This is a genomic window from Paenibacillus sp. PSB04 (assembly GCF_025809195.1).
Classification (GTDB): Bacteria; Bacillota; Bacilli; order Paenibacillales; family Paenibacillaceae; genus Paenibacillus_AQ; species Paenibacillus_AQ favisporus.
This window is the reverse complement of sequence record NZ_CP081301.1, coordinates 1425001-1451920: the sequence shown is the minus strand read 5'-3', so window position 1 is coordinate 1451920 and position 26920 is coordinate 1425001. Positions and strand designations below refer to the sequence as shown.

At 52.1% G+C, this 26920-nt stretch carries 25 protein-coding genes, 1 tRNA gene, 2 rRNA genes and 2 riboswitches (1 of these 30 cut by a window edge); of the genes, 11 read left to right on the top strand and 17 right to left on the bottom strand.

Annotation, left to right across the window (positions count from 1 at the left end):
• Window positions 1-322 precede the first annotated feature (322 nt).
• Both K2F33_RS07035 and K2F33_RS07030 read left to right on the top strand, forming a co-directional pair.
• Entirely contained in the window at window positions 323-2371 is a 2049-nt protein-coding gene (locus tag K2F33_RS07035) for a transglycosylase domain-containing protein (protein WP_412973971.1), read from the top strand.
• 255 nt (window positions 2372-2626) lie between these two features.
• Window positions 2627-3292 carry a DNA-3-methyladenine glycosylase gene (locus K2F33_RS07030; protein ID WP_412973970.1) on the top strand — a complete coding sequence of 222 codons (666 nt, stop codon included), beginning with the start codon at window positions 2627-2629 and terminating at the stop codon, window positions 3290-3292.
• A 130-nt stretch (window positions 3293-3422) separates the two neighbouring features.
• Here K2F33_RS07030 and K2F33_RS07025 read toward each other — a convergent pair whose 3' ends face one another.
• On the bottom strand, window positions 3423-3932 hold the full coding sequence (locus K2F33_RS07025; RefSeq protein ID WP_152399677.1) for a YwhD family protein: 510 nt from the start codon (window positions 3930-3932) through the stop codon (window positions 3423-3425).
• A 152-nt stretch (window positions 3933-4084) separates the two neighbouring features.
• Here K2F33_RS07025 and K2F33_RS07020 point away from each other — a divergent pair, with 152 nt between their 5' ends.
• From K2F33_RS07020 to K2F33_RS06995, 6 genes are all read left to right on the top strand, one after another.
• Window positions 4085-6073, top strand: coding sequence for a M1 family metallopeptidase (locus tag K2F33_RS07020; protein ID WP_263881302.1), 1989 nt, complete (start codon window positions 4085-4087; stop codon window positions 6071-6073).
• A 10-nt stretch (window positions 6074-6083) separates the two neighbouring features.
• Window positions 6084-6926 (top strand): hypothetical protein, encoded by an 843-nt coding sequence (locus K2F33_RS07015; RefSeq protein ID WP_089549438.1) that lies wholly within the window; start codon window positions 6084-6086, stop codon window positions 6924-6926.
• A gap of 273 nt (window positions 6927-7199) precedes the next feature.
• Window positions 7200-7337, top strand: a riboswitch (cyclic di-AMP (ydaO/yuaA leader).
• Window positions 7338-7341: 4 nt separating this feature from the next.
• On the top strand, window positions 7342-7809 hold the full coding sequence (locus K2F33_RS07010) for a C40 family peptidase (RefSeq protein WP_076176941.1): 468 nt from the start codon (window positions 7342-7344) through the stop codon (window positions 7807-7809).
• 376 nt (window positions 7810-8185) lie between these two features.
• Window positions 8186-8325, top strand: a riboswitch (cyclic di-AMP (ydaO/yuaA leader).
• Between the two features lie 3 nt (window positions 8326-8328).
• Window positions 8329-8820, top strand: a complete 492-nt coding sequence (locus K2F33_RS07005) for a C40 family peptidase (protein ID WP_373309650.1) — start codon at window positions 8329-8331, stop codon at window positions 8818-8820.
• A 221-nt stretch (window positions 8821-9041) separates the two neighbouring features.
• Entirely contained in the window at window positions 9042-9530 is a 489-nt protein-coding gene (locus K2F33_RS07000) for a GNAT family N-acetyltransferase (protein WP_263881301.1), read from the top strand.
• A gap of 164 nt (window positions 9531-9694) precedes the next feature.
• On the top strand, window positions 9695-10054 hold the full coding sequence (locus tag K2F33_RS06995; RefSeq protein WP_089549441.1) for a c-type cytochrome: 360 nt from the start codon (window positions 9695-9697) through the stop codon (window positions 10052-10054).
• Window positions 10055-10137: 83 nt separating this feature from the next.
• Here K2F33_RS06995 and K2F33_RS06990 read toward each other — a convergent pair whose 3' ends face one another.
• Both K2F33_RS06990 and K2F33_RS06985 read right to left on the bottom strand, forming a co-directional pair.
• Window positions 10138-10443: a 4a-hydroxytetrahydrobiopterin dehydratase gene (locus K2F33_RS06990; protein WP_076176937.1), complete on the bottom strand. Its 306-nt coding sequence runs from the start codon at window positions 10441-10443 to the stop codon at window positions 10138-10140.
• A 186-nt stretch (window positions 10444-10629) separates the two neighbouring features.
• Window positions 10630-10923, bottom strand: coding sequence for a hypothetical protein (locus K2F33_RS06985; RefSeq protein WP_076176936.1), 294 nt, complete (start codon window positions 10921-10923; stop codon window positions 10630-10632).
• Between the two features lie 346 nt (window positions 10924-11269).
• On the opposite strand from K2F33_RS06985, the gene motA reads away from it, so the two are divergent.
• Both motA and motB read left to right on the top strand, forming a co-directional pair.
• Window positions 11270-12070 (top strand): flagellar motor stator protein MotA, encoded by an 801-nt coding sequence (gene motA, locus K2F33_RS06980; protein WP_076176935.1) that lies wholly within the window; start codon window positions 11270-11272, stop codon window positions 12068-12070.
• Window positions 12054-12869 (top strand): flagellar motor protein MotB, encoded by an 816-nt coding sequence (motB, locus tag K2F33_RS06975; RefSeq protein ID WP_076176934.1) that lies wholly within the window; start codon window positions 12054-12056, stop codon window positions 12867-12869. Before motA ends, motB begins: the two co-directional genes overlap by 17 nt.
• 141 nt (window positions 12870-13010) lie before the next feature.
• Here motB and rluF read toward each other — a convergent pair whose 3' ends face one another.
• The gene (gene rluF, locus K2F33_RS06970) at window positions 13011-13715 is read right to left on the bottom strand and encodes a 23S rRNA pseudouridine(2604) synthase RluF (RefSeq protein WP_089549442.1); all 705 of its coding nucleotides are present in this window, start codon (window positions 13713-13715) and stop codon (window positions 13011-13013) included.
• A gap of 48 nt (window positions 13716-13763) precedes the next feature.
• Entirely contained in the window at window positions 13764-16064 is a 2301-nt protein-coding gene (locus K2F33_RS06965; protein ID WP_318672240.1) for an ATP-binding protein, read from the bottom strand.
• Window positions 16065-16362: 298 nt separating this feature from the next.
• On the opposite strand from K2F33_RS06965, the gene tadA reads away from it, so the two are divergent.
• Window positions 16363-16857 carry a tRNA adenosine(34) deaminase TadA gene (tadA, locus tag K2F33_RS06960; protein ID WP_263882300.1) on the top strand — a complete coding sequence of 165 codons (495 nt, stop codon included), beginning with the start codon at window positions 16363-16365 and terminating at the stop codon, window positions 16855-16857.
• A gap of 61 nt (window positions 16858-16918) precedes the next feature.
• On the opposite strand, the gene K2F33_RS06955 is transcribed toward tadA, so the two are convergent.
• The 12 genes from K2F33_RS06955 to K2F33_RS06900 form a co-directional block, all read right to left on the bottom strand.
• Window positions 16919-18001 (bottom strand): hypothetical protein, encoded by a 1083-nt coding sequence (locus tag K2F33_RS06955; protein WP_076176931.1) that lies wholly within the window; start codon window positions 17999-18001, stop codon window positions 16919-16921.
• Between the two features lie 170 nt (window positions 18002-18171).
• On the bottom strand, window positions 18172-18327 hold the full coding sequence (locus tag K2F33_RS06950; RefSeq protein ID WP_076176930.1) for a small acid-soluble spore protein P: 156 nt from the start codon (window positions 18325-18327) through the stop codon (window positions 18172-18174).
• Between the two features lie 29 nt (window positions 18328-18356).
• Window positions 18357-18533 carry a hypothetical protein gene (locus K2F33_RS06945; protein ID WP_163883141.1) on the bottom strand — a complete coding sequence of 59 codons (177 nt, stop codon included), beginning with the start codon at window positions 18531-18533 and terminating at the stop codon, window positions 18357-18359.
• Window positions 18534-18549: 16 nt separating this feature from the next.
• Window positions 18550-18894, bottom strand: a complete 345-nt coding sequence (locus K2F33_RS06940) for a hypothetical protein (RefSeq protein WP_076176929.1) — start codon at window positions 18892-18894, stop codon at window positions 18550-18552.
• A 131-nt stretch (window positions 18895-19025) separates the two neighbouring features.
• Window positions 19026-19114: transfer RNA gene (locus tag K2F33_RS06935), tRNA-Ser, on the bottom strand.
• 67 nt (window positions 19115-19181) lie between these two features.
• A complete protein-coding gene (serS, locus tag K2F33_RS06930) occupies window positions 19182-20471 on the bottom strand; it encodes a serine--tRNA ligase (protein ID WP_089549444.1) in 1290 nt (429 codons plus the stop codon).
• 225 nt (window positions 20472-20696) lie between these two features.
• Entirely contained in the window at window positions 20697-21275 is a 579-nt protein-coding gene (pdxT, locus tag K2F33_RS06925) for a pyridoxal 5'-phosphate synthase glutaminase subunit PdxT (RefSeq protein WP_076176927.1), read from the bottom strand.
• Window positions 21276-21294: 19 nt separating this feature from the next.
• Window positions 21295-22176, bottom strand: a complete 882-nt coding sequence (gene pdxS / locus K2F33_RS06920) for a pyridoxal 5'-phosphate synthase lyase subunit PdxS (RefSeq protein WP_076176926.1) — start codon at window positions 22174-22176, stop codon at window positions 21295-21297.
• A gap of 117 nt (window positions 22177-22293) precedes the next feature.
• Window positions 22294-23616 (bottom strand): D-alanyl-D-alanine carboxypeptidase family protein, encoded by a 1323-nt coding sequence (locus K2F33_RS06915; RefSeq protein WP_263881300.1) that lies wholly within the window; start codon window positions 23614-23616, stop codon window positions 22294-22296.
• Between the two features lie 223 nt (window positions 23617-23839).
• Window positions 23840-25297 (bottom strand): IMP dehydrogenase, encoded by a 1458-nt coding sequence (gene guaB / locus K2F33_RS06910; protein ID WP_076176925.1) that lies wholly within the window; start codon window positions 25295-25297, stop codon window positions 23840-23842.
• A gap of 382 nt (window positions 25298-25679) precedes the next feature.
• Window positions 25680-25796 (bottom strand): 5S ribosomal RNA (gene rrf / locus K2F33_RS06905).
• Between the two features lie 57 nt (window positions 25797-25853).
• Window positions 25854-26920, bottom strand: a 23S ribosomal RNA gene (locus tag K2F33_RS06900) (it continues 1861 nt past the right edge of the window).

Here is a 26920-nt window from a genome sequence, read left to right as displayed (position 1 = left end):
TCTTCTTTATTGTACCAAACTGCCGATGTATAAACACATCCTTTGAATTATACGCGATAGAAGAAATTCGTGTAAAGAAACACTTTCCTAACGCTTCGTCCCCTGGCTGAGGCTGCGTCAGCACGGGATTTTTATCCCTCAGGTGGCCCTGTATGCCCCCTCGCCCTGCATGACCGGAAGGCCGAGCGCTTTTCCCGTGAATCCCGGGCCCGGCGTGAATATCTGCTGCCTGCATTTCCCATAATGAAAGTATCAGATTGTTCAGCTCCGCTGAAAAGCTATACATTCCATTCTCTTTAAGTAAGGAAAGGGGCTACAGTACATGGCGAACCTATTCACGCGGCGGCCCAAACGGAAAAACCGGTTCCTGTTGATGCTAAAGCTCTTCACCGGCATGATCGTCCTCCTTCTGATCGCGGGGGGTGTTCTGCTCGGCTGGCTGTATCAAAAAAACCTTCCGCTTGCCGATACGGACCGCAATTCGCGCCTTCTGGACAGTCAAGGCGACATAATCGCCACGTTTTCGGCCAGCGGGCGCAGCTACGAACCTATCAAGCTCAATCAAATTTCACCGCTGCTCGTGAAGGCGACCCTGTCGGTGGAGGACCGCAAGTTCTACGGCCATTTCGGGTTTGACCTGGAGGGCATGGGACGCGCGGCACTCGTCAACCTGGAGCATATGGCCCGGGTTCAGGGAGCAAGCACCCTGACGCAGCAGCTTGCCCGTAATCTATATTTATCCCATGAAAAAACATGGTCCCGCAAAATCAAGGAAGCCATGTACACCGCTCAGCTGGAGATGAAGTATACCAAGGATGAAATCCTTCAAATGTATTTGAATGAAATTTACTATGGTCACGGCGCTTACGGCATCGAAGCAGCCTCCCTGATGTATTTCGGCAAGCCCGCCAAAGATCTCGACCTGGCGGAAAGCGCGATGCTGGCCGGGATTCCCAAGGGGCCGACCTATTACTCGCCCTACACCCATCTGGATAATGCCAAGAAACGGCAGAAGATCGTCCTGGGCACCATGGTGGCCACCGGTGATATCACCCAGAAGGAGGCGGACCAGGCTGCAGCCGAGAAGCTGGCGATCAAACCGCAGGGACAGCAGAAATCCAACCTGACGGCGCCGTATTTTCGGGATTATGTAAAAAATTTGGTGACCAGCCAGCTCGGCATCAGCGAGGACATGCTCGATCATGGCGGTCTTAACATTTATACGACCCTGGACCCGCATGCCCAAGCCGCGGCTGAGGAGGCGGTGGCCAAAGGCATGGATTCGGCCAGCGATTTGGAGACCGCGCTCGTGTCGATCGACCCGCGGAGCGGCTATGTCAAAGCGATGATCGGCGGCAAGAACTACAAGGAGAGCCAGTACAACCATGCGCTGGCCAAGACGCGCCAGCCTGGCTCCTCCTTCAAACCGATTATGTACTTAACGGCATTGTCTTCTAAGACGATGACGGGTCTCACGACGTTTAACAGCGAACCGACCCTGTTTCACTACGACAACAACCGGAAAACGTATCAGCCCAGCAATTATGGAGACAAATATTTGGGCGAGATTAATATGGAGCAGGCCATCGCAGCCTCGGACAACATCTACGCGGTCAATACGATGCTGAAGGTTGGGGCGGATAACGTGATCGCCACGGCGCGCAAGCTGGGCATCGTCAGCCCGCTCGAGTCCGTCCCCTCCTTGGCGCTCGGTACCTCGCCGGTCAGCCCGTTCGAAATGGCGTCCGCCTTTGCGGTGATCAGCAACAACGGCAAGCGGATCCCGCCGGTCGCCGTGCTGAAGATTACCGATGCCGCCGGCGAGGTGATCTACGAGGCTCCCAAGCCCGCCGGCGAGCAGGTCGTCGATCCGGCGGCGGCTTACGTGCTGACGCATCTGATGGAGAGCGTATTTGAATCCGGCGGGACCGGTAACCGTGTATCCTCCATCATGAAGCGTCCCGTGGCCGGCAAAACCGGAACGACCGATACCGACGCTTGGCTGGTCGGATATACGCCGGAGCTTGCGACCGCCGTATGGGTCGGTTTTGACAAGGGCAAAACGATTACGACGACGGACGCCCACCGGGCAGCGCCCATTTTTGCCCAGTACACCGAGAAGGCGCTGGAGAACGTACCGCCCAAAATTTTTACGATTCCGAGCGGCGTCGTCAGTGTCTACATTGATGAAGAATCCGGCAAGCTCGCCACGGCCGATTGTCCCCACAAGAGGCTTGAGGTATTCATCGCAGGTACGGAACCGACCGAATACTGCTCGCTTCACGGCGGAGAGAAGGAACAGCCGGACGTGAAAAACAAGGCCGAAGAACACTCCTGGTGGTCCGATTTTAAGCGGTGGCTGACCGACTAAACGCAGCGCGTTATAAAGGTTCGGGAGCCAGACTAGGGTGAGTGCCGCCGAAAACCATATATGAAAAAGGGAGCCGGTAAAGCCGCTCCCTTTTTTGCCTTCTTCCGAAGTACATCGGTTTGGCGGGCCCCCTCTCCCAGGGAGACCGATACACCGGACCAAGGATTCAAGCCATGCTTGCGGGGTTACCTTTTGCCTTTCGCGCTGAATTCCGGTTATATATATAGAATGAACTAACCCGAAGAGGTGATCCTGATGATGAACCCGGGTAACGAGGGCGGCCGGCTGATCTCCCCCTCGCTTCTCGCCATGACCGCGCTGGAAGCCGCGCCCCGCCTGCTCGGCCAGACGCTGGTCCGGGAGACCGAAGACGGAGAAATCCGCTGCCGGATCGTGGAGACCGAGAGCTACGGCGGCGCCGAAGACAAAGGGAGCCATGCCTACGGCAACCGGCGCACCGCCCGGACCGAGACGATGTTTGCCGCCGGGGGCTTGGCCTACGTGTATTTAATTTACGGCATGTACCACTGCGTTAACGTTGTCGTCGGCGACGCGGACGACCCGCAGGCCGTGCTCATCCGGGCGGTGGAGCCGCTAAGCGAGCATGACGCCGAGCTGATGCGCCGGTACCGGGGCAGCGTCTCCGGCAAAGCCGCCAACTTGTGCAACGGCCCCGGCAAGCTGTGCCGCGCGCTGCGGATCGACCGCAGCCTGAACGGCTGCGCGCTCCGTCATGCGGACAGCCCGCTGCGGCTTGAGTCCGGCGACCGGGCTGATGAGCTCCCGATCATCCAGTCTCCACGGATCAATATTGATTACGCGGAGGAGTACGCCCTCAAGCCGTGGCGGTTTTATATCGACGGCCATCCGTACGTGTCGGTCAAAGCCCCTGAGCCGCTGCCTTTTTCGCTAAGGGGTTAATTCCGTGCTGTACACGAGTCCCTGTCCCTTCATGCCATGCAAAAAAGGACCTGCCCTGCCCACGGATCGATACATCCGTCAGCAGGAACAGGTCCTTTGTTCTTATAATGAGGAGAGCACGCGATTTACGCTATACCTCCAGCGCCTTCTTCAGCTCATCCGGCGAAGCTTCCCACCACTGCTCATTATGCGACACGAGCAGGTTCTTCAGCAGCGTCTTTTCCTCAGATCCCAATTCGTCCAGCATAAATTTCCGCTTCAGCGCGGCATCCATCCGGTTCACGTGATCGGCAAGGACTTTCCAGCCCCGTCTCTCTTCTTCATCGATCCACATCTCACTGGCCGTGGCACCGCCGTAGAATTGTCCATCCTCGTTCCGGTCCACCGCGACCCATACGATCCACACCTGGCGTCCGTTCGGGACTTCCTCCCGGTTCGGCGTAAAGCGAATGCGGCGCTCCGGCTTGCTCTTGGCGTGCATCGCTCCGATATCGATGACGGCTTCGCCGCGGTCGATAATGACCGGAGAAATGTTGTTCAGATCGATAGAGCCTGCCCCAAAACCCATCTTGTGCTTGCTCTTGCCGCTGACGATATTCAGTGCAATGGGCTTCTTGCCTACCTGTTCCTTGTTGTCCATTTCCGATGTTCCTCCTATTTGAAAACAGAAACGCTGCGCTGCGCCTCCGCGATTTGTGGATACCCGTCCAACTTAATTTTATTTTAACTAATAATCGCTGGAAAGCCAACATATACATGCTGTAGATGCTTGTCAACGGGAGGTATTCGTATATGGCCCCAGCACGCGCCAAACTCGTCTTTTTATCCTTTCTCGTTCTTGTACTCCTGATTACGGGAACAATGTGGTTCGTCTTTAAGGATTCGCCCGAGTCCATGCCTTCCTACGCTCCGGATCAGGCCAAGCCTCCAGCGGCTTACAAGCCTCCGTCACCGATGGAGAGCGTCCAGCAGCCGACCGCGGAGGTGCTCAGCAAGCGGGTGGTGGAATATCACATCGATACGACCCTTGATCCGGACAGCCGGGTAATTAAAGGAACCCAGACCCTGACCTGGACCCATCCCGGCAAAAAAACGGTAAACGAGCTGTATTTTCACCTCTATCCAAACGCCTTCGCTTCCATGGACACGACATTTATGAAGGAATCCGGCGGGAAGCTGCGCAATGACACGATGCCTGCCGACGGCTTCGGGTCCATGACCCTGACTGCGATGAAGACTGCCGACGGTCTGTCGCTGATGCACCGGATTCAATACGTGCAGCCGGATGACGGCAATACGAAGGACAAGACCTTGATGAAAGTGCGTCTTCCGCGGCCGGTGAAACCAGGCGAAAGCATCACGCTGACCATGCAATTCGAAGTTCAACTGCCCAAAATCTTCGCCCGAATGGGAACCGCCGGTAACTTTGTCATGGCCGGACAGTGGTTCCCCAAAATCGCCGTCTACGAGCCCGTGGGAACGCGCGGCCGGACGAGCGAGGGCTGGGACCTGCACCAGTACCACGGAAATTCGGAATTCTACTCCGACTTCGGCATTTACAGCGTCCGCATTCACGTGCCGAAGAACTACACGGTGGCCGCAACCGGGTTCCCGGTACAGAACTCACAGATCAAGAACGGCGAGAAGATTTATCAGTTCTACGCCGACGACGTACATGACTTTGCCTGGGCCGCATCCCCCGACTTTATCGTCGCCGAGGAGCCGTTCTCTTCAGCGGAGGTGCCCGGGGTCCGGATCAAGCTGTATCTCGATCCCGCCCACAAGGATTTGAAGGAGCGCTACTTCTACGCCGCCAAGGCCGCGCTTAAATATTTCAGCAAATGGTACGGGAAGTATCCGTATTCCACCCTGTCTATCGTCGTTCCGCCCGAAGCAGGCAATGGGGCAGGCGGCATGGAGTATCCGACGCTGATTACCGCCTTCGGGGCCAAGGACGACTCCCCGGGTTACGATCTCGAGCGGACCGTCATCCACGAAATCGGCCATCAGTACTTCTACGGCATGATCGCCAGCAACGAGTTCGAGGAGGCCTGGCTGGACGAAGGCTTCACCTCCTACGCTGAGGATAAGCTGATGGAGCAGGAATACGGCGTCATCCCCAATCTGCCGATCCAGTCCTCGCTCATCGCTTCGCCTGCGCCGCTGACCCAGGACGCCTGGAAATATACGTCGCAGAATCAATATGCACTGAACGTGTATTACCGCGGCAAGATGGTCCTGAAAGAAATGGAGACGCTGACCGGCGCCCAGACCATGAAGAAAATCATGTCCACCTATGCGAAGAAATACCGTTTCCAACATCCTGCCACGGCGGATTTTCAAAAGGTGGTCGAGCAGGTAACCAGCAAGTCGTGGCAAACCTTCTTCGATCAATATGTATACGGCAGCCAGATGGCCGATTTTTCGGTCGACGAAATTACGGTGCGCAAGGATAAGGAATCGGCGCAGCCCCGGTACGATTCTTTGGTGAAGGTCAGCAAAAAGGGCGGCGATCTGCCGCAGGTGCCGATACTGTTCACGTTTACGGACGGGCATCAGATCAAAAAGGTTTGGGACGTAAAGAACGCCAGCACCCAGTTCAAGCTGACATACAGCTCCCCGCTGGCCTGGGCCATGATCGATCCCGGCTATACGATCGTGCTGGAAAACAAACATGTGAACAACTACCTGAAGGCGGACATGGATCATAAAGTGCTCCTCCGCTGGAACGTAAGCATTACCAAGCTGATTGAAACCCTGCTTGGAAGTCTGTCCTGGTGAGGTGAGAGCAGTGAAATCCTATATTGTTAACGGTTGGAAAAGCGTCAAAGACCAATTTTATGTCATGATCATCATGTTCCTGTACCAGCTGCTCTGGGGCTACTTCCTGTACCGTCTGATCGATTCGGCGGTCGTGCCGCTGCTGATGCGGTATCCCGATCCCCCGCCGACCGAACTCAGCCAGGTCCTCTATTATGTAGAGGGACAGATGAGCTTGACGCAAAGCAGCACCGTGCATACTTACCTTTGGGTTCTCCTGGGAATGGTCGCCCTCCGCATGCTGCTGACCCCATTTATCCACGCGGGCATCTTCTACGGCCTGCACCGGGAGCATCAGGGGGAACGCGGACTGTTTTTCTTCCAGGGCATGAAGCTGCACGGCAAAACGGTATTTCTTTTTCACCTGATCGAATGGGTGCTTATCGCCGCTCCGTTATACTGGATGATCCCGAAGATGTATCCCATCCTGCTCAGCGCGATCCAAAACCATGCCCAGCTGCTTCACTGCATCCCGTACATTGCAGTCTGGCTTCTGTACTGCTACATCGTCCATCAGATGATTCTGTTCATGCAGTTTGGCAAAACCGGTGGAACCAGCATGTTCTCCTCGCTCTGGATCTGCCTGCGAAGCGCGCTGCCGGTCATCGGCATATCCGTTCTGCTGGGCGCGGTCAGCCTGCTCTTGTATGGCATTACCAGCAGCGTCTCTCTGATCTGGGCAGGGCTTGCCACCCTGATTATCCAACAGGGCTACCATATGGTCAGCTGTATCTTTAAATTATGGAATATCTCCTCCCAATATGATTTGTGGCATCAGCAAATGAACCGTACGAAAAAAAATATTTCGGAATAGTTAAAATTTTGTCATCACTTTAATCCGCTGATAAAAGAAGAACCCCGTCTCTTTCTGTTGAAAAGAGGCGGGGTTTTTGTTGTAAAATGATTGTTAACCATTTGCCAAAGTATAAATCCTCTGTTAAAATAATCCGAGTACGAACTTAGTAACAACTTTGTAATCTTTGCTGTAACGATTTTGACTTTGCTGTAACTGATTTCATCATTTGTCCGTTCATTTGATTGGTATGTACGATTATAGGTAACTTGTCAGCATGTCCATTTCCGGTGCAATCATCACGAGCCGAATTCCCGGGCACCAGGAAGCGGGGGATCCAATTTTGGGTGAATTGATCTCGCTACAGAGGGATCATAGGGGACCTTCTACCGAATCCTTAAGCTAACCTCGCAGGCATTGGAAGGGGTTTATTTTTTTGAAGAAGAAGTTGGCAGCCGCAGCGCTGGGCCTTACACTTGCGTTCTCCATGGGCACCGGCAGCGTATTTGCGGATTCATCTCTGAATCACATCGTTAACAACACGATCGGCGTTTCTTACAAAACCGGCGGAACAACTACGAACGGCTTCGATTGCTCCGGTTTTACCCGTTACGTGTACCAAAAGCTGGGGTTAAACCTCCCGCGTGTATCCGCTGCGCAGTATAAAACAGGTACCGCTGTTTCCAAAAGCCAGCTGAGAGCAGGAGACCTGGTTTTCTTTAACACCCTAGGCGCAGGCGTTTCCCATGTCGGCATTTACATCGGCAACGGAAAATTCGCGCACGCGTCCTCTTCGAAAGGCGTTACCATCAGCAAACTGAGCCAAAGCTACTACGCCAACCGCTACGTTGGCGCCAAACGGGTCATGAGTACGGCCAAATATCAAGCTGCGGTTTACAATTGATTATCTCTCGAAAACAATGCATATCCATAACAACCCGCGCCGCTGATTTTTGCCGAAATCGCCCCGCGGGTTTGTTGTTACTTATTAGACGTACGAACCACCGAAAAGGTAACAGCATTTCAAAAATTTTTTTTACACGAGTAAATCCACGGTTTTCTCCTGTTTTTTCCACCCTTGTCATTTCTTTTACCCACTCGTCCAACAAATAAACATCATTTCCTATAAATTTTCCTACAAATCTTCTTTTTCTGTTAGAAACAATTGCCAAAGTCCGATTCCTTTGTTACAATAGTCCCAGCGATAGTAACAACTTTGTAATCTTTACCTGATACAAAGTTGCGAACGAATAAGAAGTAACAGGGAATGATACATAGTGTAAAAGTTCATGCCGAATTTCCTCACACTAAGGAAAGCGGGGGAACCAGTTATGGGTGAATTGATCTTGCTTCAGAGGGATCATAGGGGGCCTTCTACCGAATCCTTAAGCTAACCTCGCAGGCGCCGGAAGGGGTATTTTACTTGAAGAAGAAGCTTGCAGCAGCAGTCATGAGTTTCGCCATCGTGCTCACGGTCGGCACAGGAAGCGCTTTCGCGGATTCCAAGATGGATAAAGTGATCGACAGTGCGATCGGAACCAAGTACAGAACGGGCGGAACCACAACAAGCGGATTTGACTGCTCGGGATTTACAATGTATGTATTTGATCAATTGGGCATCGATCTGCCCCATCAATCTGGTTCCCAGTTCAGCATGGGTTCGGCCGTATCCCGCAGTGATCTGAGAGCAGGCGACTTGGTATTCTTTAATACATCGGGAGCCGGAGTATCCCATGTCGGAATTTACGTCGGCGACGGAAAATTCGCACATGCCTCCACTTCTCGCGGTGTGATCATCAGCTCTCTGAGCGACAGCTACTACGTCAACCGCTACGTTGGCGCCAAACGAATCATGAGTACGGATAAATACAAAACCGCCGCCGTCGATTCCGAGGACGTTGATGACGTCCAGTAATGCAGGTAAAGCAAGGGTACGAGATCCCGTAGAATGAGATTTTTGCCGAAATCTCCTTTTGCGGGATTTTTTGCGGACAGAAATGGGTAACCTTTCCATTCTCGCCCGCTACTCCTCATTTACCCCTCTATTCCGAAATTAAACAGATATCTGGGACAATCCGGAATATTTTTTCTCTAATGTTCAAATCCTACAGGGAGGTCTGGAAGGGAGATCTGCACATGAACCTCCAACATGAGAGCTTCATGATCGTTCCCATGACCCGGGAGCATGCTGAGACCGTCTGCAGCTGGGTGTACGAACCTCCATACGATTTATACGGCTGGCTGCCGTGGGATCAGATGGAGGCGCTTGGCGTCGAATTTGGTGATCCTGAGGTGAGGCAAAGCCAATATGTGTCCGTCCTGGATGCTGAACATACCTTGTGCGGGTTCGCGCAGTTCTTTCCCTTGGCAGGCGTGACCCGGCTTGGTGTTGGCATGCGGCCTGATTTATGCGGCCAGAGGCTGGGTAAGAGCTTTATGCAGGCTGTGATCGGCGCAGCCCGTGAAAAACGGCCTGGGGACGAAATCGACCTTGAAGTGCATACATGGAATAAGCGAGCCATCCGGGCTTACGGGAAGTCGGGGTTTGTCATCGCTGATACCTACCCCAAGCTGACCCCTGAAGGTGAACAGCTGTTTCACTGTATGGTCTATGAAGGGATCTAACTTGAAAATTCCATCATCATAAAAATGGTACAAATTTGTGTATTTTTGGTGGCCCCAAGTTTGGATTCGTTTGCTTTTTTGACACAAACTATTTGATGTGATGGCTTGTTCCGTTATAATGAAGGAATGAAGAATGACAGTTTACATAGAAAGGACGAAAACGGATGCAAAAATGGATCATGAGCGGTGTATTAACGATCGCAGTGGTTATGGCAATTGTGCTCATGTTTACGCTTCCAGGCAAAGAGCAGGTGGCGGAAGAAGAGAAGCCGACCATGCCGGAAGTTACGATGGACGCCGCAGCGGCTGAATCTACGATTAAAGCGCAAGGCTGCATTAGCTGTCACGGGGATCAGCTTCAGGGTGCCGTAGGCCCGAACCTTCAAAAGATCGGAAGCCAACTGTCCGCTGAAGAGATTTACACCATTATCACTAAAGGTAAAGGCGGCATGCCATCCTTTAAAGACAAGTTGAAAGCTGAAGAGATTGCCAATGTGGCCCAGTGGCTGGCTGAGAAGAAATAAAAGTTGTAACGCATACAGAAACACGCTTTGGAAGAACGGGACGTTCATCGCAAAGCGTGTTTTTATTTGCTGCATTATTCTCGTTACCTTTTTTCGCCGGAACGCATTTTTTCGAACAGTTCGTTAAATTGGTGGGCCTCCTTGACATCCAGGGACGTAATCCCGCCTTCATCCCATGAAGTCAAACGCAGCGTCACATTTTTATAATCAATCGTAATAAAGGGGTGGTGGCCAAAAGCCTCTGAAATGGCCGCAACCTCATCCACAAAGGAAATGCCCTTCATGAAATTGGAGAAAACGTATTTGCGCACAATCCAGCGGCCCTCTTCAAGCTCCCAGCCTTCCAGCTTAGACAAATGCGTTTCTACTTCTTCTTGCGTATATACCATTCTTCCGTTCCTCCCTGAAACCTAACATCCCCGAGGTTCACCAGGATGTGTCATTAATGTATGCTCGGGCGAAAAACCTTTACCCATTGTATTCATCCCTGAATGTAATCATGCTTCTCCAAGGAGAGTACATACGAATAATATCTTACCATGGACGGGTTTATAAAATCCATCCGGCCCCAGGGACTATATCAGTGAGACTACGGTCAGCTCCTCGTCGCCGATCAAGAGGTTGATCCGGTGATGGTCCTTGTCATACATCACGACACCGCTTCCAACGGTGATGACAGGTTCGGCTCCCAGCGCATAGAACAAATCCTCCGCCAGCGCCTCATGCACCTCACGCTTCTCTTCGATGCCCAGCTGCATCCAATCCTGCTCCGCCATTTCAAAAAATAAATAACTGTCCGGAATTTCCCCGACAGCTGCCGTCAAATCGGTCAATATGCCGTCATAGTCACGACCATGCTTAACGCCCATGCCATTCCCTCCAATATCGAAGTTTAGTTACTCATACGATCTATAAGCGATGATTGTGAATGGTGAATGCCCTGCTCCATGCGCCCCTGTGTCAGGGTCTCAAGTGGGCCATTCGTCACCCGTTTGTGCTGTGATTATTCCCTTCAGGGTATGGTGCTCGGACTTGATTTTGTAGGACAGATGAACCTTGTCATTTCATTATACCGGAAAATATCCCTTAAAAAAAAAGAGAATGGTGTCGATAAATAATATAAACCGTTTTTTGTGAAAGCGACCATGTTGCAAGGATGTAAACGCGGTCGATTCCGAAAGGATTCAATTCTATTTCTCATGGATGAGGTGTGCAATGGAAATTTCAACGATTGTTGGCCTGATACTCGGTGTGGTTGCCGTCCTAGTCGGCATGGTGCTGAAGGGCGCCCCGATCGTCAGCCTGCTGACGCCCGCCGCTTATGTCATTATTCTCGCCGGAACCGCCGCTACGCTGTTTATCGGCTTTCCGATGTCTGAGATCAAGAAGTTCCCCAAGCTGTTAAAAATGACCTTCGTCAAACAAAAGCTCATGCAGCGTCAAGAGCTCATCACCCTGTTCATGGAGTGGGCCTCCATCACCCGCCGGGAAGGCCTCCTCGCGCTGGAGACCAAGGTCGAAGAAATCGACGACGCCTTCCTGCGCAACGGTATGCGCATGATTATCGACGGTAACGACCAGGAGTTCGTCCGCGACGTCTTGATGGAAGATATTGCGGCGACGGAAGAGCGTCACCGTGCAGGTGCCCTGCTCTTCTCCCAAGCCGGTATGTATGCTCCTTCCCTCGGGGTGCTTGGTGCTGTCGTCGGCCTGATCGCCGCCCTGACCAAGATGGAGAATATGGCCGAGCTGGCTCACGCAATTGGCGCGGCATTTATTGCGACGCTGCTCGGTATCTTTACCGGCTATGTCCTGTGGCACCCGATCGCCAATAAGCTGAAACGCCTGTCCAAAAAAGAAGTGGAGCTCAAGCTCATGATGGTGGAAGGACTGCTGTCGATTCAATCCGGCGTATCCACCATTGCGATCAGTCAGAAGCTCTCCGTCTTCTTAACCCCTTCCGAGCGCGCTCAAATGAATGAGAAGGAGGATGGTTCAGGTGGCCAAGAAGACTAGACATGAACCGCATGAGGAGCATGCCGACGAATCCTGGCTTCTCCCCTATGCCGACCTGCTGACACTGCTGCTGGCCCTGTTTATCGTGCTCTATTCCATGAGCGCCACGGACGCCAAGAAATTCGAGGAAATGAGCCAGGCCTTCAACAATGCCCTCAGCACCGGAAACGGCGTGCTCAACTTCAGGTCGAATTTGCCGATGGATAAAAATATGGACCAGGGCAAAAAAGACTCCCAAGAGAGCATCGTCACGAATAACAATGACAAGAAACAGAAAGCCCAGCTGGCCAAGCAGGAACAGGAAGACCTGGAGAAGCTGAAACAGCAGCTGGATCAATATATCAAGACGAACGGCCTGACGAACCAGCTGGATACCAAACTGAACCAATCGCAGCTTACGATCACGATCAGCGACAACGCCCTGTTTGCTTCCGGCAGCGCTCAGGTGAAGCCTGAGTCACGCCAGCTGGCGCTCGCCATCAGCAGCATGCTGCAGCAGTTCCCTACGTATGACGTCGTTGTGTCCGGCCATACGGACAATATGCCGATCTCGAACAGCGAGTACGCGTCCAACTGGGACCTGAGCTCCAACCGGGCGCTGAACTTCCTGAAGATTCTGCTCACCAACAAGCAGCTCGACCCGGCCAAGTTCACCTCCACCGCCTTTGGCGAGTTCCGGCCCGTGGCTTCCAACGATACCGCAGCCGGCCGTGCTAAAAACCGACGCGTCGAGGTATCCATTATCCGGAAGTACCAGAATATCAGCGAGCAAATCCCGGTAACCACGAATAAAAAATAGCATAGCGATAACTAATGGACAGGCTGCTCCCTTTGGATAAAGGGAGCAGCCTTTTTGATAGTAGACGGCACATGTCTCAGGGAATGGTCTTGCGGCCTTTTATTATTGGTTGAAGCCCTCACCCTGTATCAGGCCTGCCCTCTATCCGAGGCGGTAATTCAGCAGCTGTCCAAGCTCTTCCTTTTCCTGCGGCGTTAAATCGCGCCATTTCCCTTTGCCCAGGGACCCCAGGTGGATATTCATAATCCGGATTCGCTGCAGTCGGCGCACCTCGTAGCCGAAGGCGCTGCACATCCGGCGGATCTGCCGGTTTTTCCCCTCGGTCAGAATGATCTTGAACACCCGCTCCGAGATCCGAGTCACCTTGCAGGGAAGGGTCATTTCACCCAAAATCTTCACCCCGCTGGCCATGCCTGTCAAAAAGGACGGCGTAACCGGCTTGTCCACCGTGACGATGTACTCCTTCTCATGCTTGCCTTCGGCCCGCAGTATTTTATTGACGATGTCGCCATCACTAGTCAGAAGGATGAGCCCCTCGGAATCTTTGTCCAGCCGGCCGATCGGAAAAATCCGCTCCGAATGGCCCACGAAGTCCACAATGTTGCCCTTGATATGCTGCTCCGTCGTACTGGTGATCCCAACCGGTTTATTCAGCGCAATATAGACATGCGTCTCCTTCTTCGCCTGCAGGGGCCGGCCGTTGATGCGGACGTCGTCCCCGTCCTCCGCCTGGCTGCCCAGCACCGCCTGAACGCCGTTGATCGTCACCTTCCCGCTCTCTACCAGCTTATCCGCTTCACGCCGGGAACAATACCCGGTCTCACTGATATATTTGTTAATCCTCAAAGCTTATAACCCCATCTCATTATGGTTTACCTCGGACAAGAGTGCGGTTTATTCCCGTTCTGGTCCTTCCCCATGCTCCGGCTGTGCCGCCGGCAGCGTTAACGTAACCTGAGTGCCCTTGTTAACGGCGCTCTCGATCTGAAGTGATCCTTTATGGCCCTCCACAATCCGCTGGCTGACCATCAGGCCAAGGCCTGTCCCGTTTTCCTTGTTGGTAAAAAACGGTTCTCCTACCTTCTCCATCTGGTGCTCAGGAATCCCTACGCCTTCATCCGTAATCGTAATCCCCAGGTGGTCCGGGTCCGGCCGGAACAGTTCGATATGGATGACGCCGCCTTCAGGCATCGCCTCCATGGCGTTTTTCAGCAGATTGATAAAGACCTGCTTCAGCTGGTTCTCCTCGCAATGAACGTCCGTCTCGGCCGTCTGGGAGGACATGACGAACTCAATCCCGTGAAGATTGGCCTGACTGCTCAGCAGCGACAGCACATCCTCTAAAATATCACGAACATTTTTATTTCGGAAGTGCACAGCCTGGGGCTTGGCCAAAATTAAAAATTCGCTCACGATCAGATTGATTCTCTCCAGCTCAGACAGCATGATCTGGTTGTGCTTCGGATCGACGCGGTTGTTATACTCCTGCAGCTGCAAGAATCCCCGCAGCGTCGTGAGCGGGTTGCGGATCTCATGCGCCACCCCGGCCGCCAACTGCCCGACGGTGGTCAGCTTCTCGGAACGACGGAGCAGCTCGTCCATCCGGTTGCGTTCCGTCATATCTCTTGAGATGCTGATGAACGATACGACCTTCCCTTCCGGGTCCCTGACCGCGGACGTGCTGATGCTGACCTCCACAGGGGTCCCGTCCTTCTTGATTCGGACCGTTTCTACTGCCGGCAGCTGTTCGCCCTGCATTAAAGCGTCGAGCCTTGCCTGCACTTCCCCCTCCAAATGGCCGGGAATCAGATTGATCCGCTTACCGATCACTTCATGGCTTGACCAGCCGTACAGCTTTTCAAAAGCTTGATTGACCTGAATGATATTCCCCTCAAGGTCCGTCGTATGAATCGCATCCGCCGTCTGCTGGATGACAGACTCCAGATGCTCTTTCACCGAGCGGTTCTCTTCCACGGCCTGCTTGAGCTGGTCGGTATAGCTGCTCAGATTATCGGTCATCGTGTTGATTTTGGCGGCAAGCAATCCGAGCTCATCCTTGCTGTTGATGACAAGCGGCGTATCAAAGCGCCCCTGGGCGACGTTTTTCACTTTACCCAGAATCGCATCGATCGGCCGAATGAAGTATCCGGCCTGCTTATAGCTTACAATGACGAACAAAATCAACAGAAAGGCCGAAATCGATATATAAGAGACAAGCTGTTTCTGCAATACCTTGGATATTTGCGCATAATCCATGACGATGCTGATGATGTAGGATGCCTGAGACGCACTGTTCACAGGGATAAAGCTCTTTAACAGCTTTTTACCATCGATGCGCGTTTCATAAACGACATTCGCTCCTGTCTGTGCCGCCTTCTCCACAGCCTGTTTGTCGTTTTCGAGGTCGATATATGTATAGGTACCGTATCGTATCGGCCGATTATGCAGCTTAGTCTTATCATGGACATATCCTTGTCCGGACATTCGGACGCCCGCAAAGGTCTGCGGATTGATGCAGCTGATTTCAAGTATCTCCCCGTTGATTTTCTTCGTTTTGTCGAGCACCTCCTCCGGACTCGGGATATGGGTGCCGATCTGATGGAGAGAATCGGTGCGAATATACGGATCAATGATATAGTTTCGTTTGGCGTCATAATAATAACCCCATTTGTCGATTACATTCGGCTTGGAGTTCGAATATTCAAACGGTCCGGTCCAAAAATGGTCGGCAGCCGCTCCGTACGGAATCGTTACACGTTCTTCCTCAAAGAGCTGCTTAAACGCCTTATACCAGTATCCCCAGTCTTTGGTGGAGAGACCGAGCTCAGCAGGTTCCGAGGACTTGGCAATGATAATATCATCACCGGTTCGGACCAGCAGGGCGATATGGGTGACTCCCACCTGCTTGCTCAGCTTGGCCAGCTGCTCGTTCGTAATGTTCTGGATATCCGGGTCCAGCTCTTTGGCAGCCAATTTGGCAGCCACATGCAGAAGCTCCCCGATCTGGCGTTCGACCATGCCGGCGCTCTCCTGGCTCTGTTCAATAGAGGCGGCCACCTGCCTGGCGGCCAGCAGCATTTTGCGTTCACTTTCCCGGCGTAAACTGGCTTGCGTTGTGTACAAACTAAGAATAATATTTAAAAGTAAAATCAGACAGAGTGAACCGGCCATGGTGAGGGACAGTTTCTTCTTCATTGACACATCGGGTCACCTCTAATCTTGCCTTGGCGATAATTGGAATAATCTATTCCATCATACTCTGTAGGCTGATATTTGAAAAGCTTGTCGAAAATGATCGGCTTAACTCGAAATAACGCAGCATGTCCACAACTTATCAACATATTCACAGCACCATTTAATAAATTGGGGATAATTCTGTGCGTAATCAAATAGTTATCCACAAATTTATGCACAGCATGTTAACAATAGAATGCTTGTTCGCTGAATAAGCCGAAATTCGGTACAGGGAGGCTCTTTTACGTTGGAAAATCAAATGAAACATCCGCTTCATGTGGATGAGTCTGTGGATAATGATCGTCATGAACACTGGATGCGCGAGGCAATCCACCAAGCCAAATTGGCGGAGGAGTTGGGGGAGGTGCCGATCGGCGCGGTCATCGTCCGCAACGGGGAGATCATCGGGCGGGGCTATAACTTAAGGGAAACGTCCCAGGACGCGACAGCCCACGCCGAGATTGTCGCCATCCGGGAAGCCAGTATAGCCGTACAATCGTGGCGCCTGCTGGACTGCACGCTATACGTCACGCTGGAGCCGTGTCCGATGTGCTCCGGCGCGATCGTCCAGTCCCGCATCCCGCGGGTCGTCTACGGCACCTACGATCCCAAGGCAGGATGCGCTGGAACGCTGATGAACCTGCTGCAGGAGCCGCGCTTCAACCACCGCACCGAGGTCATTGCCGATGTGCTGCAGGAGGAATGCGCTGGGCTGCTGACCCAGTTTTTCCGCAAGCTGCGGGGCAAAGCCTGACACAAACAAACAGCCCGGCCAGTAACCCTGGCCGGGCTGTTGTGATTCGTACGGGGCTTGCTTAGTAAGCCGTAGCTCCCATTTTCTCCTGAAGCTGCTCCATCGTAATAACATCCGCTTCTTTTGGAATGCCAATGCTGAAGGTTTGCTTCTCGTTGATCTTGCTGTATTGGCTCGTCGCCTGCAGCGACAGCTTCATGTTGTCCTTCGTTTCCGGATCGTTCATTTCTACGTTCATCACAGCATCCTGATAAGCAGGGAAGTTATCTTTATTGATAGCCGTGTTGACTTCGAACTGGTTGACTTTCAGGTAGTTCTTCAGGTCGTTCAGGCCTTTGCTGATTTCATCCTTGCTGTCCGTCGAGTTCAGATCCTTCTTCATATCGTCGATGTCTTCCTGGTTAACGCCGAGCATTTCACGGTACTCTTCCTTGCTGATAATATCAAGAATTTTCGGCAGCGCTTTGTTCACCAGAATGTCAGCCGCTTCTTTCACGTTGTCATTGGTTACATAGAATTGAACCACCTGCTTGGCATCCACGCCATCCGGGAGGTTAGCATCTTTAACCGCAACGTCTTTAAAATATTTCTTACCATCATATTCGGTAAACAGGGTATTCATAATTTCGCCGGCGAGCTTCTTCGTCTTTTCGGGATTCATCATGTCGGGGTTAAAGGACGTTCCCTGCTGTTCCGCCAGCTCTTTCATATCGAGTACCAGGAATTTACCTACAACGTCTTCAGGCAGCGGCAGCATCGGGATGCTCGGCACTTTGACGTACAATTTATCTTGGGTCATTACCATCGGAATGTTAAAGCTCATGGACATGTCGCCCTTCAGGTTAATTCCGAGCGTCATCTCCGTTTGTTGTGGATCGTTCTGATATACCCCATCGATCGTCAATTCCGCATTTTTCAGCATGCTCATCACTTGGCTGGCTGCGGCGTTATCAGCACTCGCACTGGTAACCTGCAGATCTTTAATCGTTACCTTGCTCTTCATTTCGTACGATGTCATTTTCATCGCGTTGACGGCCGAAGCCTCCAGCGCTTCCTTCGGTTCCTTCTTGCTGCTGCAGCCTGCAAGCACCACGGTCATTGCCAAGACCAGTGTAAGAATCAGGGCTGCCCATTTCTTCTTCATCACAATCTCTCTCTCCTCTCGTCTCTAAAAAGCAAAAAAATACCCCTTGTAATCATAAACGATATCGTCCATTACCGGAACCCTTTTTTGGAAATCTTTTGGTGAATTTTCATTTTTAACGCAAAAAAAGACATCCTGGCTTTTAGCCGGATGCCTTTTTAGACGGGACCTTAGGACCCTTCTCTATTCAAATGACTAACATGATTCCGGTTCTTGACCTTCTTCGATCCGGACAACGGCTCCTGCATGCCTGACCGCTCCCGGTCCCGGTTACGCGGCTGCTGCTCTTGCGCTTCAGGTACCGGAACAGCGTTTGGTTTACTCATCGGCGATTCCCCCGTATACATTAGGATGGTTAAGAATGCGGATGCTCCAGGTCGATCGTGTGCTGATGATTGATTTCATCTTCATGCCTGCGATCGTTTCGCTTCTGCTGCAACTGATTTGCCTGATGGCTGTTCACTGCCGTTTGATCCAAATCCTCGACGACGTTGCTGAGATTTTTGTCGACACCCGGTTTGGCTTTGGTCATCGTTGTCCCTCTCTTCTTAAGAGTGATGCGTCAAATCGTGAAGGGCTTGGGCGCACTCGTGAATTTGGCGGGTGTAATCCTGCGCCATATTCTGAATGACATCCGTGCGTTCGTCTACCGTGCGTCCTTCGCGTTCTACATCCACCAGATCCACTTTAACCTCCCGTGTATCCACGTAGGAGCACTGGAAGTCGAATGAATACTTCGACCGTCCCGCGGTATCGATATGGATCCGCAGAGCCTGGGGATTTGCCTCGTCGGCAAACACCTGTGCCTGGTCGGATGAGTCAAGCGTTTGAGGAAGCTGGGATTGCCAAGCTTGGACCAATTTGTTTTGGTTCAATTCAAAGTCTCGGTTCATAATTGAACACCTCCCCTGCCTTTGTTAATGTGCGGAGGATGCGCTCTTTTTATGCGATAACGGCGTTTGGCAAAAACAAAAAAAGCCGCTCCTGCATAAGCAGAATCGGCTTTGTCATTGGTTTGTTTAAATGGCGGAGGGGATGGGATTCGAACCCATGTGGACTTGCGCCCTAACGGTTTTCAAGACCGCCCCGTTATGACCGCTTCGGTACCCCTCCACGTGGAAAATACATCAGTGTCACGCAACGCGTAACAAAAATATATTACCACAGTTTAATGCTAATATCAACCCTGGCTTTTAGGGACAATAACTTTAACATTGCCCATATAAGGCTGAAGCACATCCGGAACGACCACGCTGCCGTCTGCCTGCTGATAATTCTCCAGAATGGCCGCCACGGTCCGTCCTACGGCAAGTGCCGATCCATTCAACGTATGCACAAACTCAGGCTTGGCCTTAGGCTCAGGACGGAAACGGATATTCGCACGCCGTGCCTGGAAGTCCTCCGTGTTCGAGCAAGAGGAGATTTCCCGGTAAGCACCGCTCTCAGGCAGCCAAACTTCCAGGTCGTACGTTTTTGCCGCCGAGAAGCCCATATCTCCCGTGCTGAGCGCCATCACGCGATACGGCAGCTTCAGCAGCTGAAGAACGCGCTCCGCATTTGCCGTCATTTTCTCAAGCTCTTCATAAGAGGAATCCGGATGCACAAGCTTCACCAGTTCCACTTTATTGAATTGATGCTGGCGGATCAAGCCACGTGTATCACGTCCGGCTGAACCGGCCTCCGAACGGAAGCAGGAGCTGTAAGCGACGAAGTGCTTCGGCAGATCCTCCACCGATAAAATTTCATCACGGTAATAGTTGGTCACCGGCACTTCAGCGGTCGGGATCAAGTAGTAGTCCGTGTCACGGATTTTAAACAGATCCTCTTCAAACTTCGGTAGCTGTCCGGTCCCGCGCAGGCTGTCCCCATTGACGATATAAGGCGGAAGCATTTCTTCGTAGCCATGCTCGCTGCTGTGCAAATCCATCATAAAGTTGATGAGCGCACGCTCCAGACGGGCACCGAGCCCCTTGTAGAACGTAAACCGCGAACCCGTAACCTTGGCTGCCGCTTCAAAATCAAGAATGCCCAGGTCCTGGGCCAGATCCCAGTGGGCTTTTGGCGTAAAATCAAACGTCGTTGGCTCCGACCACCGGCGCAGCTCCACATTGTCTTCTTCGGACTGGCCGACCGGCACCGATTCGTGCGGAATATTCGGAATGGCCATCGTCAGATCAGAAATAGACGCCTCCAGTTCGCGAACTTCCTCGTCCATCGCTTTGATCTGGTCAGAAACCTGACGCATCTCCAGAATAAGCTCGTCGGCGTTCTCCCCGTTCTTTTTGCGCTTGGCTACTTCACCGGAAACGGTGTTGCGGCGGTTTTTCAGCGCCTCGCTCTCCTGCAGCAGCTCCCGGCGGCGGGTATCCAGCTCGGGAAATCCGGCGATCAAATCCAGCGACTTGTTACGGTTTTTGAGCGCCTGCTCCACTCTCGCGAAATCACCGCGCAATATTTTCACATCCAACATTGGACAATTCCTCCTAAAAAGAAAAACGTCTTGTGCGACGTACTTCCATGATGAGACCTGCTTGAATCAAAAAACAACCCTGACCCCTTGAAAGGTATCCTCAGACCGCCGCTAACGCCGCCAGCCGAGGAATACCTTTTACCTAAAGCTTACCCAGGAGGCAGCGTTTAGATATCATCAAAAGAGTCAAGGTGTCATCGTGTTACCATCGTTTATCCTGCTGATTTAAGACGCTTGACTGGCTTTCACCATATCCACAAAATACTGATGGAGCCGGTAATCATCCGTCAGTTCAGGGTGGAACGAAGAGGCGAGCAAATGGCCCTCTCGCGCGGTCACAATCTCGTCGTTATAGGAGGACAGTACGTCGACTCCATCGCCCACACTGCGGATCAGAGGAGCACGGATAAAGACGGCACGAACCGGCTCCTCAATCCCCTTGACGTCCAAATCTGTTTCAAAGCTCTCCCGTTGACGCCCAAAAGCATTGCGCGCCACGGTGATATTCATCAGCCCCAAGTGGGGCTCTTCCTGGCCTTCGATCGACTTCGCCAGAACGATCAATCCGGCACAGGTCCCGAAAATCGGCTTGCCTGCATCCGAAAATTGGCGAATCGCTTCAATAAACCCGTATTTCCGCATCAGTTTGCCGATGGTCGTACTTTCGCCGCCAGGGATAATCAGGCCCTGAACTTGCTCCAGTTCCTCTACCTTTTTAATGGCGATGCCTTCGGCGCCGGCCAGCTCGATGCTGCGAATATGCTCTGCTACGGCACCCTGAAGCGCCAGTACCCCGATTTTCATATGTCCAGCCTTCTCTCTCTTACCAGCCGCGGTCCGACATCCGCTCAGACGGGCTCAGCTTCGAAATCTCAATGCCTTTCATTGGCGCACCCAGGTTTTTGGATACTTCGGCAATCAGCTTGTAGTCTTGATAATGCGTTGTTGCTTCCACGATCGCACGGGCAAACTTCTCTGGATTATCGGATTTGAAAATACCCGATCCCACGAATACCCCGTCGGCTCCCAAATGCATCATCAGCGCCGCGTCGGCTGGAGTAGCCACGCCACCCGCAGCAAAGTTAACGACCGGCAGCTTGCCGCTCTCGTGAACACCAAGCAGAAGGTCGTATGGTACGCCAAGGTTTTTCGCTTCGGCATACAGCTCGTCCTTCGACATGCTTTGCACTTTGCGGATTTGACTGTTGATCAGACGCATATGACGAACGGCTTCAACGATGTTGCCTGTTCCCGGCTCTCCTTTCGTACGGATCATTGATGCGCCTTCGCCGATGCGGCGCAGCGCTTCTCCCAGGTCTTTGGCACCGCAAACAAACGGCACGGTGAAGTCCCATTTGTCGATATGAAATACTTCATCGGCAGGCGTCAGAACTTCGCTCTCGTCGAGGTAGTCGACGCCGAGGGATTCGAGCACTTTCGCTTCCACATAATGACCGATACGGGCTTTCGCCATAACCGGAATCGATACGACTTTCATAACCTCTTCTACGATCGTAGGGTCAGCCATACGCGCCACACCGCCGGCAGCACGAATATCTGAAGGAACGCGTTCCAATGCCATAACGGCCGTTGCGCCCGCAGCTTCAGCGATCTTTGCCTGTTCGGCATTCATGACGTCCATGATGACGCCGCCTTTTTGCATTTCAGCCATACCTCTTTTAACTCTCGAAGTTCCCGTTTCCAATGGTTTACGCCTCCCGAAATATATATCATGTAATCCGCCCTTGCCTATGGATGGCAGGATGGTTGCATACTCTGCAGAGCTGCTTTTGTGGACTAAAGCAAAAATCTTATATTGATCTTAAAAAAGATTTTTGATTCCGTCAAATAAATCACCAAACATTTCCTTAATAGCGCGGAAGAACAGGCGCAGCCAGCTGCCCTTCTCCACTTCGTCCGATGTGATCAAATTGACGGTTTTCGTCTGAGGCTTCTCAATCCCATCTACTTTATAGGTATAAGTGATGGTACCGACCTTGGTTCCCTGCTTGATCGGAGCCACAAGCTTGTCCGCCGGTTCAAGCTGAGTTTTGAAGGTAACGCCTTTGGCATCGGAGCCTTTAGGTACCATAAAGGAGACCGGGGCATCCGTTACGACGCCGACCGAAGTTTTGACGCCTTTTTTGACCTCAACGGAGTCCAGACCTTCAACCTTGGATTTGCCGGCGACGGCCTGCTTGATCTCAAAATTGTTGAAGCCGTAATCAAGCACCTTCCGGGTCTCGGTAAACCGGTGTGCTTCCGAGTCCGTTCCCATGACGACACTGATCAGGCGCATCCCATCGCGTTCGGCCGTTCCTGTAAAGCAGTTGCCAGCGTTATTGGTATGACCCGTCTTAAGGCCGTCCAAGCCTGGGTAGGCGTAAGCCTTAAAGTTCGGAATATTTTTATTCGCTTCCAGCATCCAGTTATAGTTGATAATTGGATTTTTGTCGCGCGGACGGAATTTATAAGATTGGATGGCCGTGAACTCAGCAAAATCCGGATGGTCGAGAACGATATGCTTACCCAGGAGGGCAGCGTCCATCGCGGACATGACCGTCTCCCCTTCGGCCTCCGGTCTAAATTTGGCCGGCATGTCTGCACGGTCAAGCCCTGTGGAATTGATAAAATGGGCTGTCTTCATCCCAAATTTCTTGGCTGTTTCATTCATCAATTTGACGAATTCCTGTTCAGACCCGGCTGCATATTCAGCCAACGCTACGGTAGCATCGTTCGCCGAACCTACCGCCATCGCTATGTACAGTTCTCTTACGGTATGTTGGTCATTAGCATCTAAAAAAATACGCGAGCCGATCGTCTTTGACGCATTTTCACCCACGGTGACGACATCGTCCCATTTAAACTTGCCCTTTTTGACCATATCTGCGATGAGATATTCGGTCATCATCTTGGTCATACTCGCTGGCGGCAGTGGATCATCCGCGTTCACCGACAAGAGGACTTGTCCTGTCGTTGGTTCGATCAACACGGCGGATTTCACTTGAAGCTGCAAAGACGATACGCTTGGCACCTTGCTGGCCGTAGTAGTCGATGCGGTATTCGTAGTGGTTGTTGTTGCTGTTGTTCCCTCCGCCAAAGCCATGGCCGGTAGAGCGGACAGCATTAACATATTCAATAGCATAACCGAGGCTACGCTCTTTTTGACAAAGTGACGTTTGCGTTTGTGCGAAGATGGTTTCCCCAACTTGCTCCATTTCTTACTCAATGAATTGTTAACTCCCCTCTTGCCCTTAAATCTTACTTGTCTATTCTAACACAGGGTATACTGCAAAAAAAGACAGACAGGCCTAATTTAGGCCTGTCTGTACAAGAAGATGTTGGTTTTGTGCAAACCGTGTCGAATATTACAACGAGTAGTTTGGAGCTTCCTTCGTGATCTGCACGTCGTGCGGATGGCTCTCACGAAGACCCGCACCCGTGATGCGGATAAATTGGGTATCTTCACGCAGCTCCTGCAGGTTTTTCGTTCCGCAATAGCCCATGCCCGAGCGGAGACCGCCGATCAGTTGGTGAATCGTGTCGGACAAAGGACCTTTATAAGCGACGCGGCCCTCAATTCCTTCCGGAACGAGCTTCTTATCGTCGTCCTGGAAGTAACGGTCTTTACTGCCTTGTTTCATCGCACTCATGGAGCCCATGCCGCGGTAAACCTTGTAGCGGCGGCCTTGGTAAATTTCCGATTCCCCAGGGCTCTCTTCCGTTCCCGCAAACAAGCTTCCCAGCATAACGGCATGGCCACCGGCTGCCAGTGCTTTTGTAATTTCGCCGGAGTATTTAATACCGCCGTCTGCGATGATCGGCACTCCATACTCTTTAGCTACCGAAGCACAATCGTAAATCGCTGTAACCTGCGGCACGCCGATACCGGCAATAACGCGTGTCGTACAGATCGATCCCGGTCCGATACCGACTTTGACAACCGAAGCACCCGCTTCGATCAGGTCGCGTGTCGCCTCGCCCGTAGCCACGTTGCCTGCAATGATCGTAAGATCCGGGTACAAGCTGCGCAGATGGCGAACCGCATCCAAGATGTTGATATGATGGCCGTGCGCGGAATCAACGACGATGACGTCAACGCCGGCCTTGACCAGAGCTGCGGCCCGATCCAAACCATCCTTGGAAATACCGATAGCCGCACCTACAAGCAGACGTCCTTGCGCATCTTTTGCCGCATTCGGGAACTGAATGGCTTTCTCAATATCTTTAATGGTAATAAGACCTTTTAATGTGTTGTTCTCATCAACCAGCGGCAGCTTTTCGATTTTGTGCTGCTGCAGAATGACTTCGGCTTCTTGAAGCGTCGTACCTACTGGGGCAGTTACCAGGTTTTCACGAGTCATCACTTCGGAGATCTTAATGCTGTAATCATGAACGAAGCGAAGATCGCGGTTTGTAAGAATACCGATCAGTTTGTTATGCTCGTCCACAATCGGAACACCCGAAATCCGGAATTTCGCCATGACCTGTTCGGCATCGGATACGAGGTGATCGGCTGTCAGTGAGAAAGGATTGGTGATAACGCCGCTCTCGGAACGCTTAACCCGATCCACTTCCTCCGCTTGCTGTTCAACCGACATATTTTTGTGAATAATGCCGATGCCGCCTTCACGTGCAATCGCAATGGCCAGGGCAGCCTCCGTCACTGTGTCCATCCCTGCACTGATCAAAGGAATGTTCAGCTTAACCGAATCGCTTAATCTCGTGGACACATCGACTTCCTTTGGCAGCACTTCGGACTTCCGGGGTACCAGCAAAACATCGTCAAACGTAAATCCTTCTTTAGCAAATTTTTGTTCCCACACTTCGTAATTTCCCCCTCATTTGTCATGTAATGTATTTGTTAAAATCCTTATGCAACAAGGCTTGAAAATCGTTTCTGAAAATATATTATTGCCATCTTAGCAAAGCCCACTCGAAGCTGTCAAGGTAATCAGTCTGGTAAAAATGAGAGGAATCGCCCTTGTCTTGCAGAGGCAAATACATGTCCACTTGAAGCGGACAAGATATGCAAAAGACACCCCATAGGTGGGATGTCCAAAATCATTTCGGTTCATACATGAAACTGGAGGAGGAACTACCTTTAGGTTGCCGGGCCCTGAATTGTATCAAAAGCTCAACATTCCATTCCAAGGGTTTGAACAAAACAAAAAAACCACCGTTGATATTCATCAACAGTGGTCCTTCGCTTGGCAACGTCCTACTCTCCCAGGACCCTTCGGTCCAAGTACCATCGGCGCTGGAGGGCTTAACGGTCGTGTTCGGGATGGGTACGCGTGGAACCCCTCCGCTATCGCCACCAAACGTTCAAGTGTTTGATCACTTGAAAACTAGATACGAAACGAATCTGTGTTTTATATTTTGGATAAGCCCTCGACCGATTAGTATTGGTCAGCTCCATGCATTGCTGCACTTCCACCTCCAACCTATCTACCTCGTCGTCTACAAGGGGTCTTACATACTGGGAAATCTCATCTTGAGGGGGGCTTCACGCTTAGATGCTTTCAGCGCTTATCCCGTCCGTACGTAGCTACCCAGCCATGCTCCTGGCGGAACAACTGGTGCACCAGCGGTACGTCCATCCCGGTCCTCTCGTACTAAGGACAGCTCCTCTCAAATTTCCTACGCCCACGACAGATAGGGACCGAACTGTCTCACGACGTTCTGAACCCAGCTCGCGTACCGCTTTAATGGGCGAACAGCCCAACCCTTGGGACCTACTTCAGCCCCAGGATGCGATGAGCCGACATCGAGGTGCCAAACCTCCCCGTCGATGTGGACTCTTGGGGGAGATAAGCCTGTTATCCCCAGGGTAGCTTTTATCCGTTGAGCGATGGCCCTTCCATGCGGTACCACCGGATCACTAAGCCCGACTTTCGTCCCTGCTCGACTTGTAGGTCTCGCAGTCAAGCTCCCTTCTGCCTTTGCACTCTTCGAATGATTTCCAACCATTCTGAGGGAACCTTGGGGCGCCTCCGTTACTCTTTAGGAGGCGACCGCCCCAGTCAAACTGCCCACCTGACACTGTCCCCATACCGGATTACGGTACCAGGTTAGAACCTAGATACGATCAGGGTGGTATCCCAACGGCGCCTCCACCCAAGCTGGCGCTCAGGTTTCAAAGGCTCCCACCTATCCTGTACAGATCGTACCCAAATCCAATATCAAGCTGCAGTAAAGCTCCATGGGGTCTTTCCGTCTTGTCGCGGGTAACCTGCATCTTCACAGGTATTAAAATTTCACCGGATCTCTCGTTGAGACAGCGCCCAAGTCGTTACGCCATTCGTGCGGGTCAGAATTTACCTGACAAGGAATTTCGCTACCTTAGGACCGTTATAGTTACGGCCGCCGTTTACTGGGGCTTCGGTTCACAGCTTCGGGATTACTCCCTAACCGCTCCCCTTAACCTTCCAGCACCGGGCAGGCGT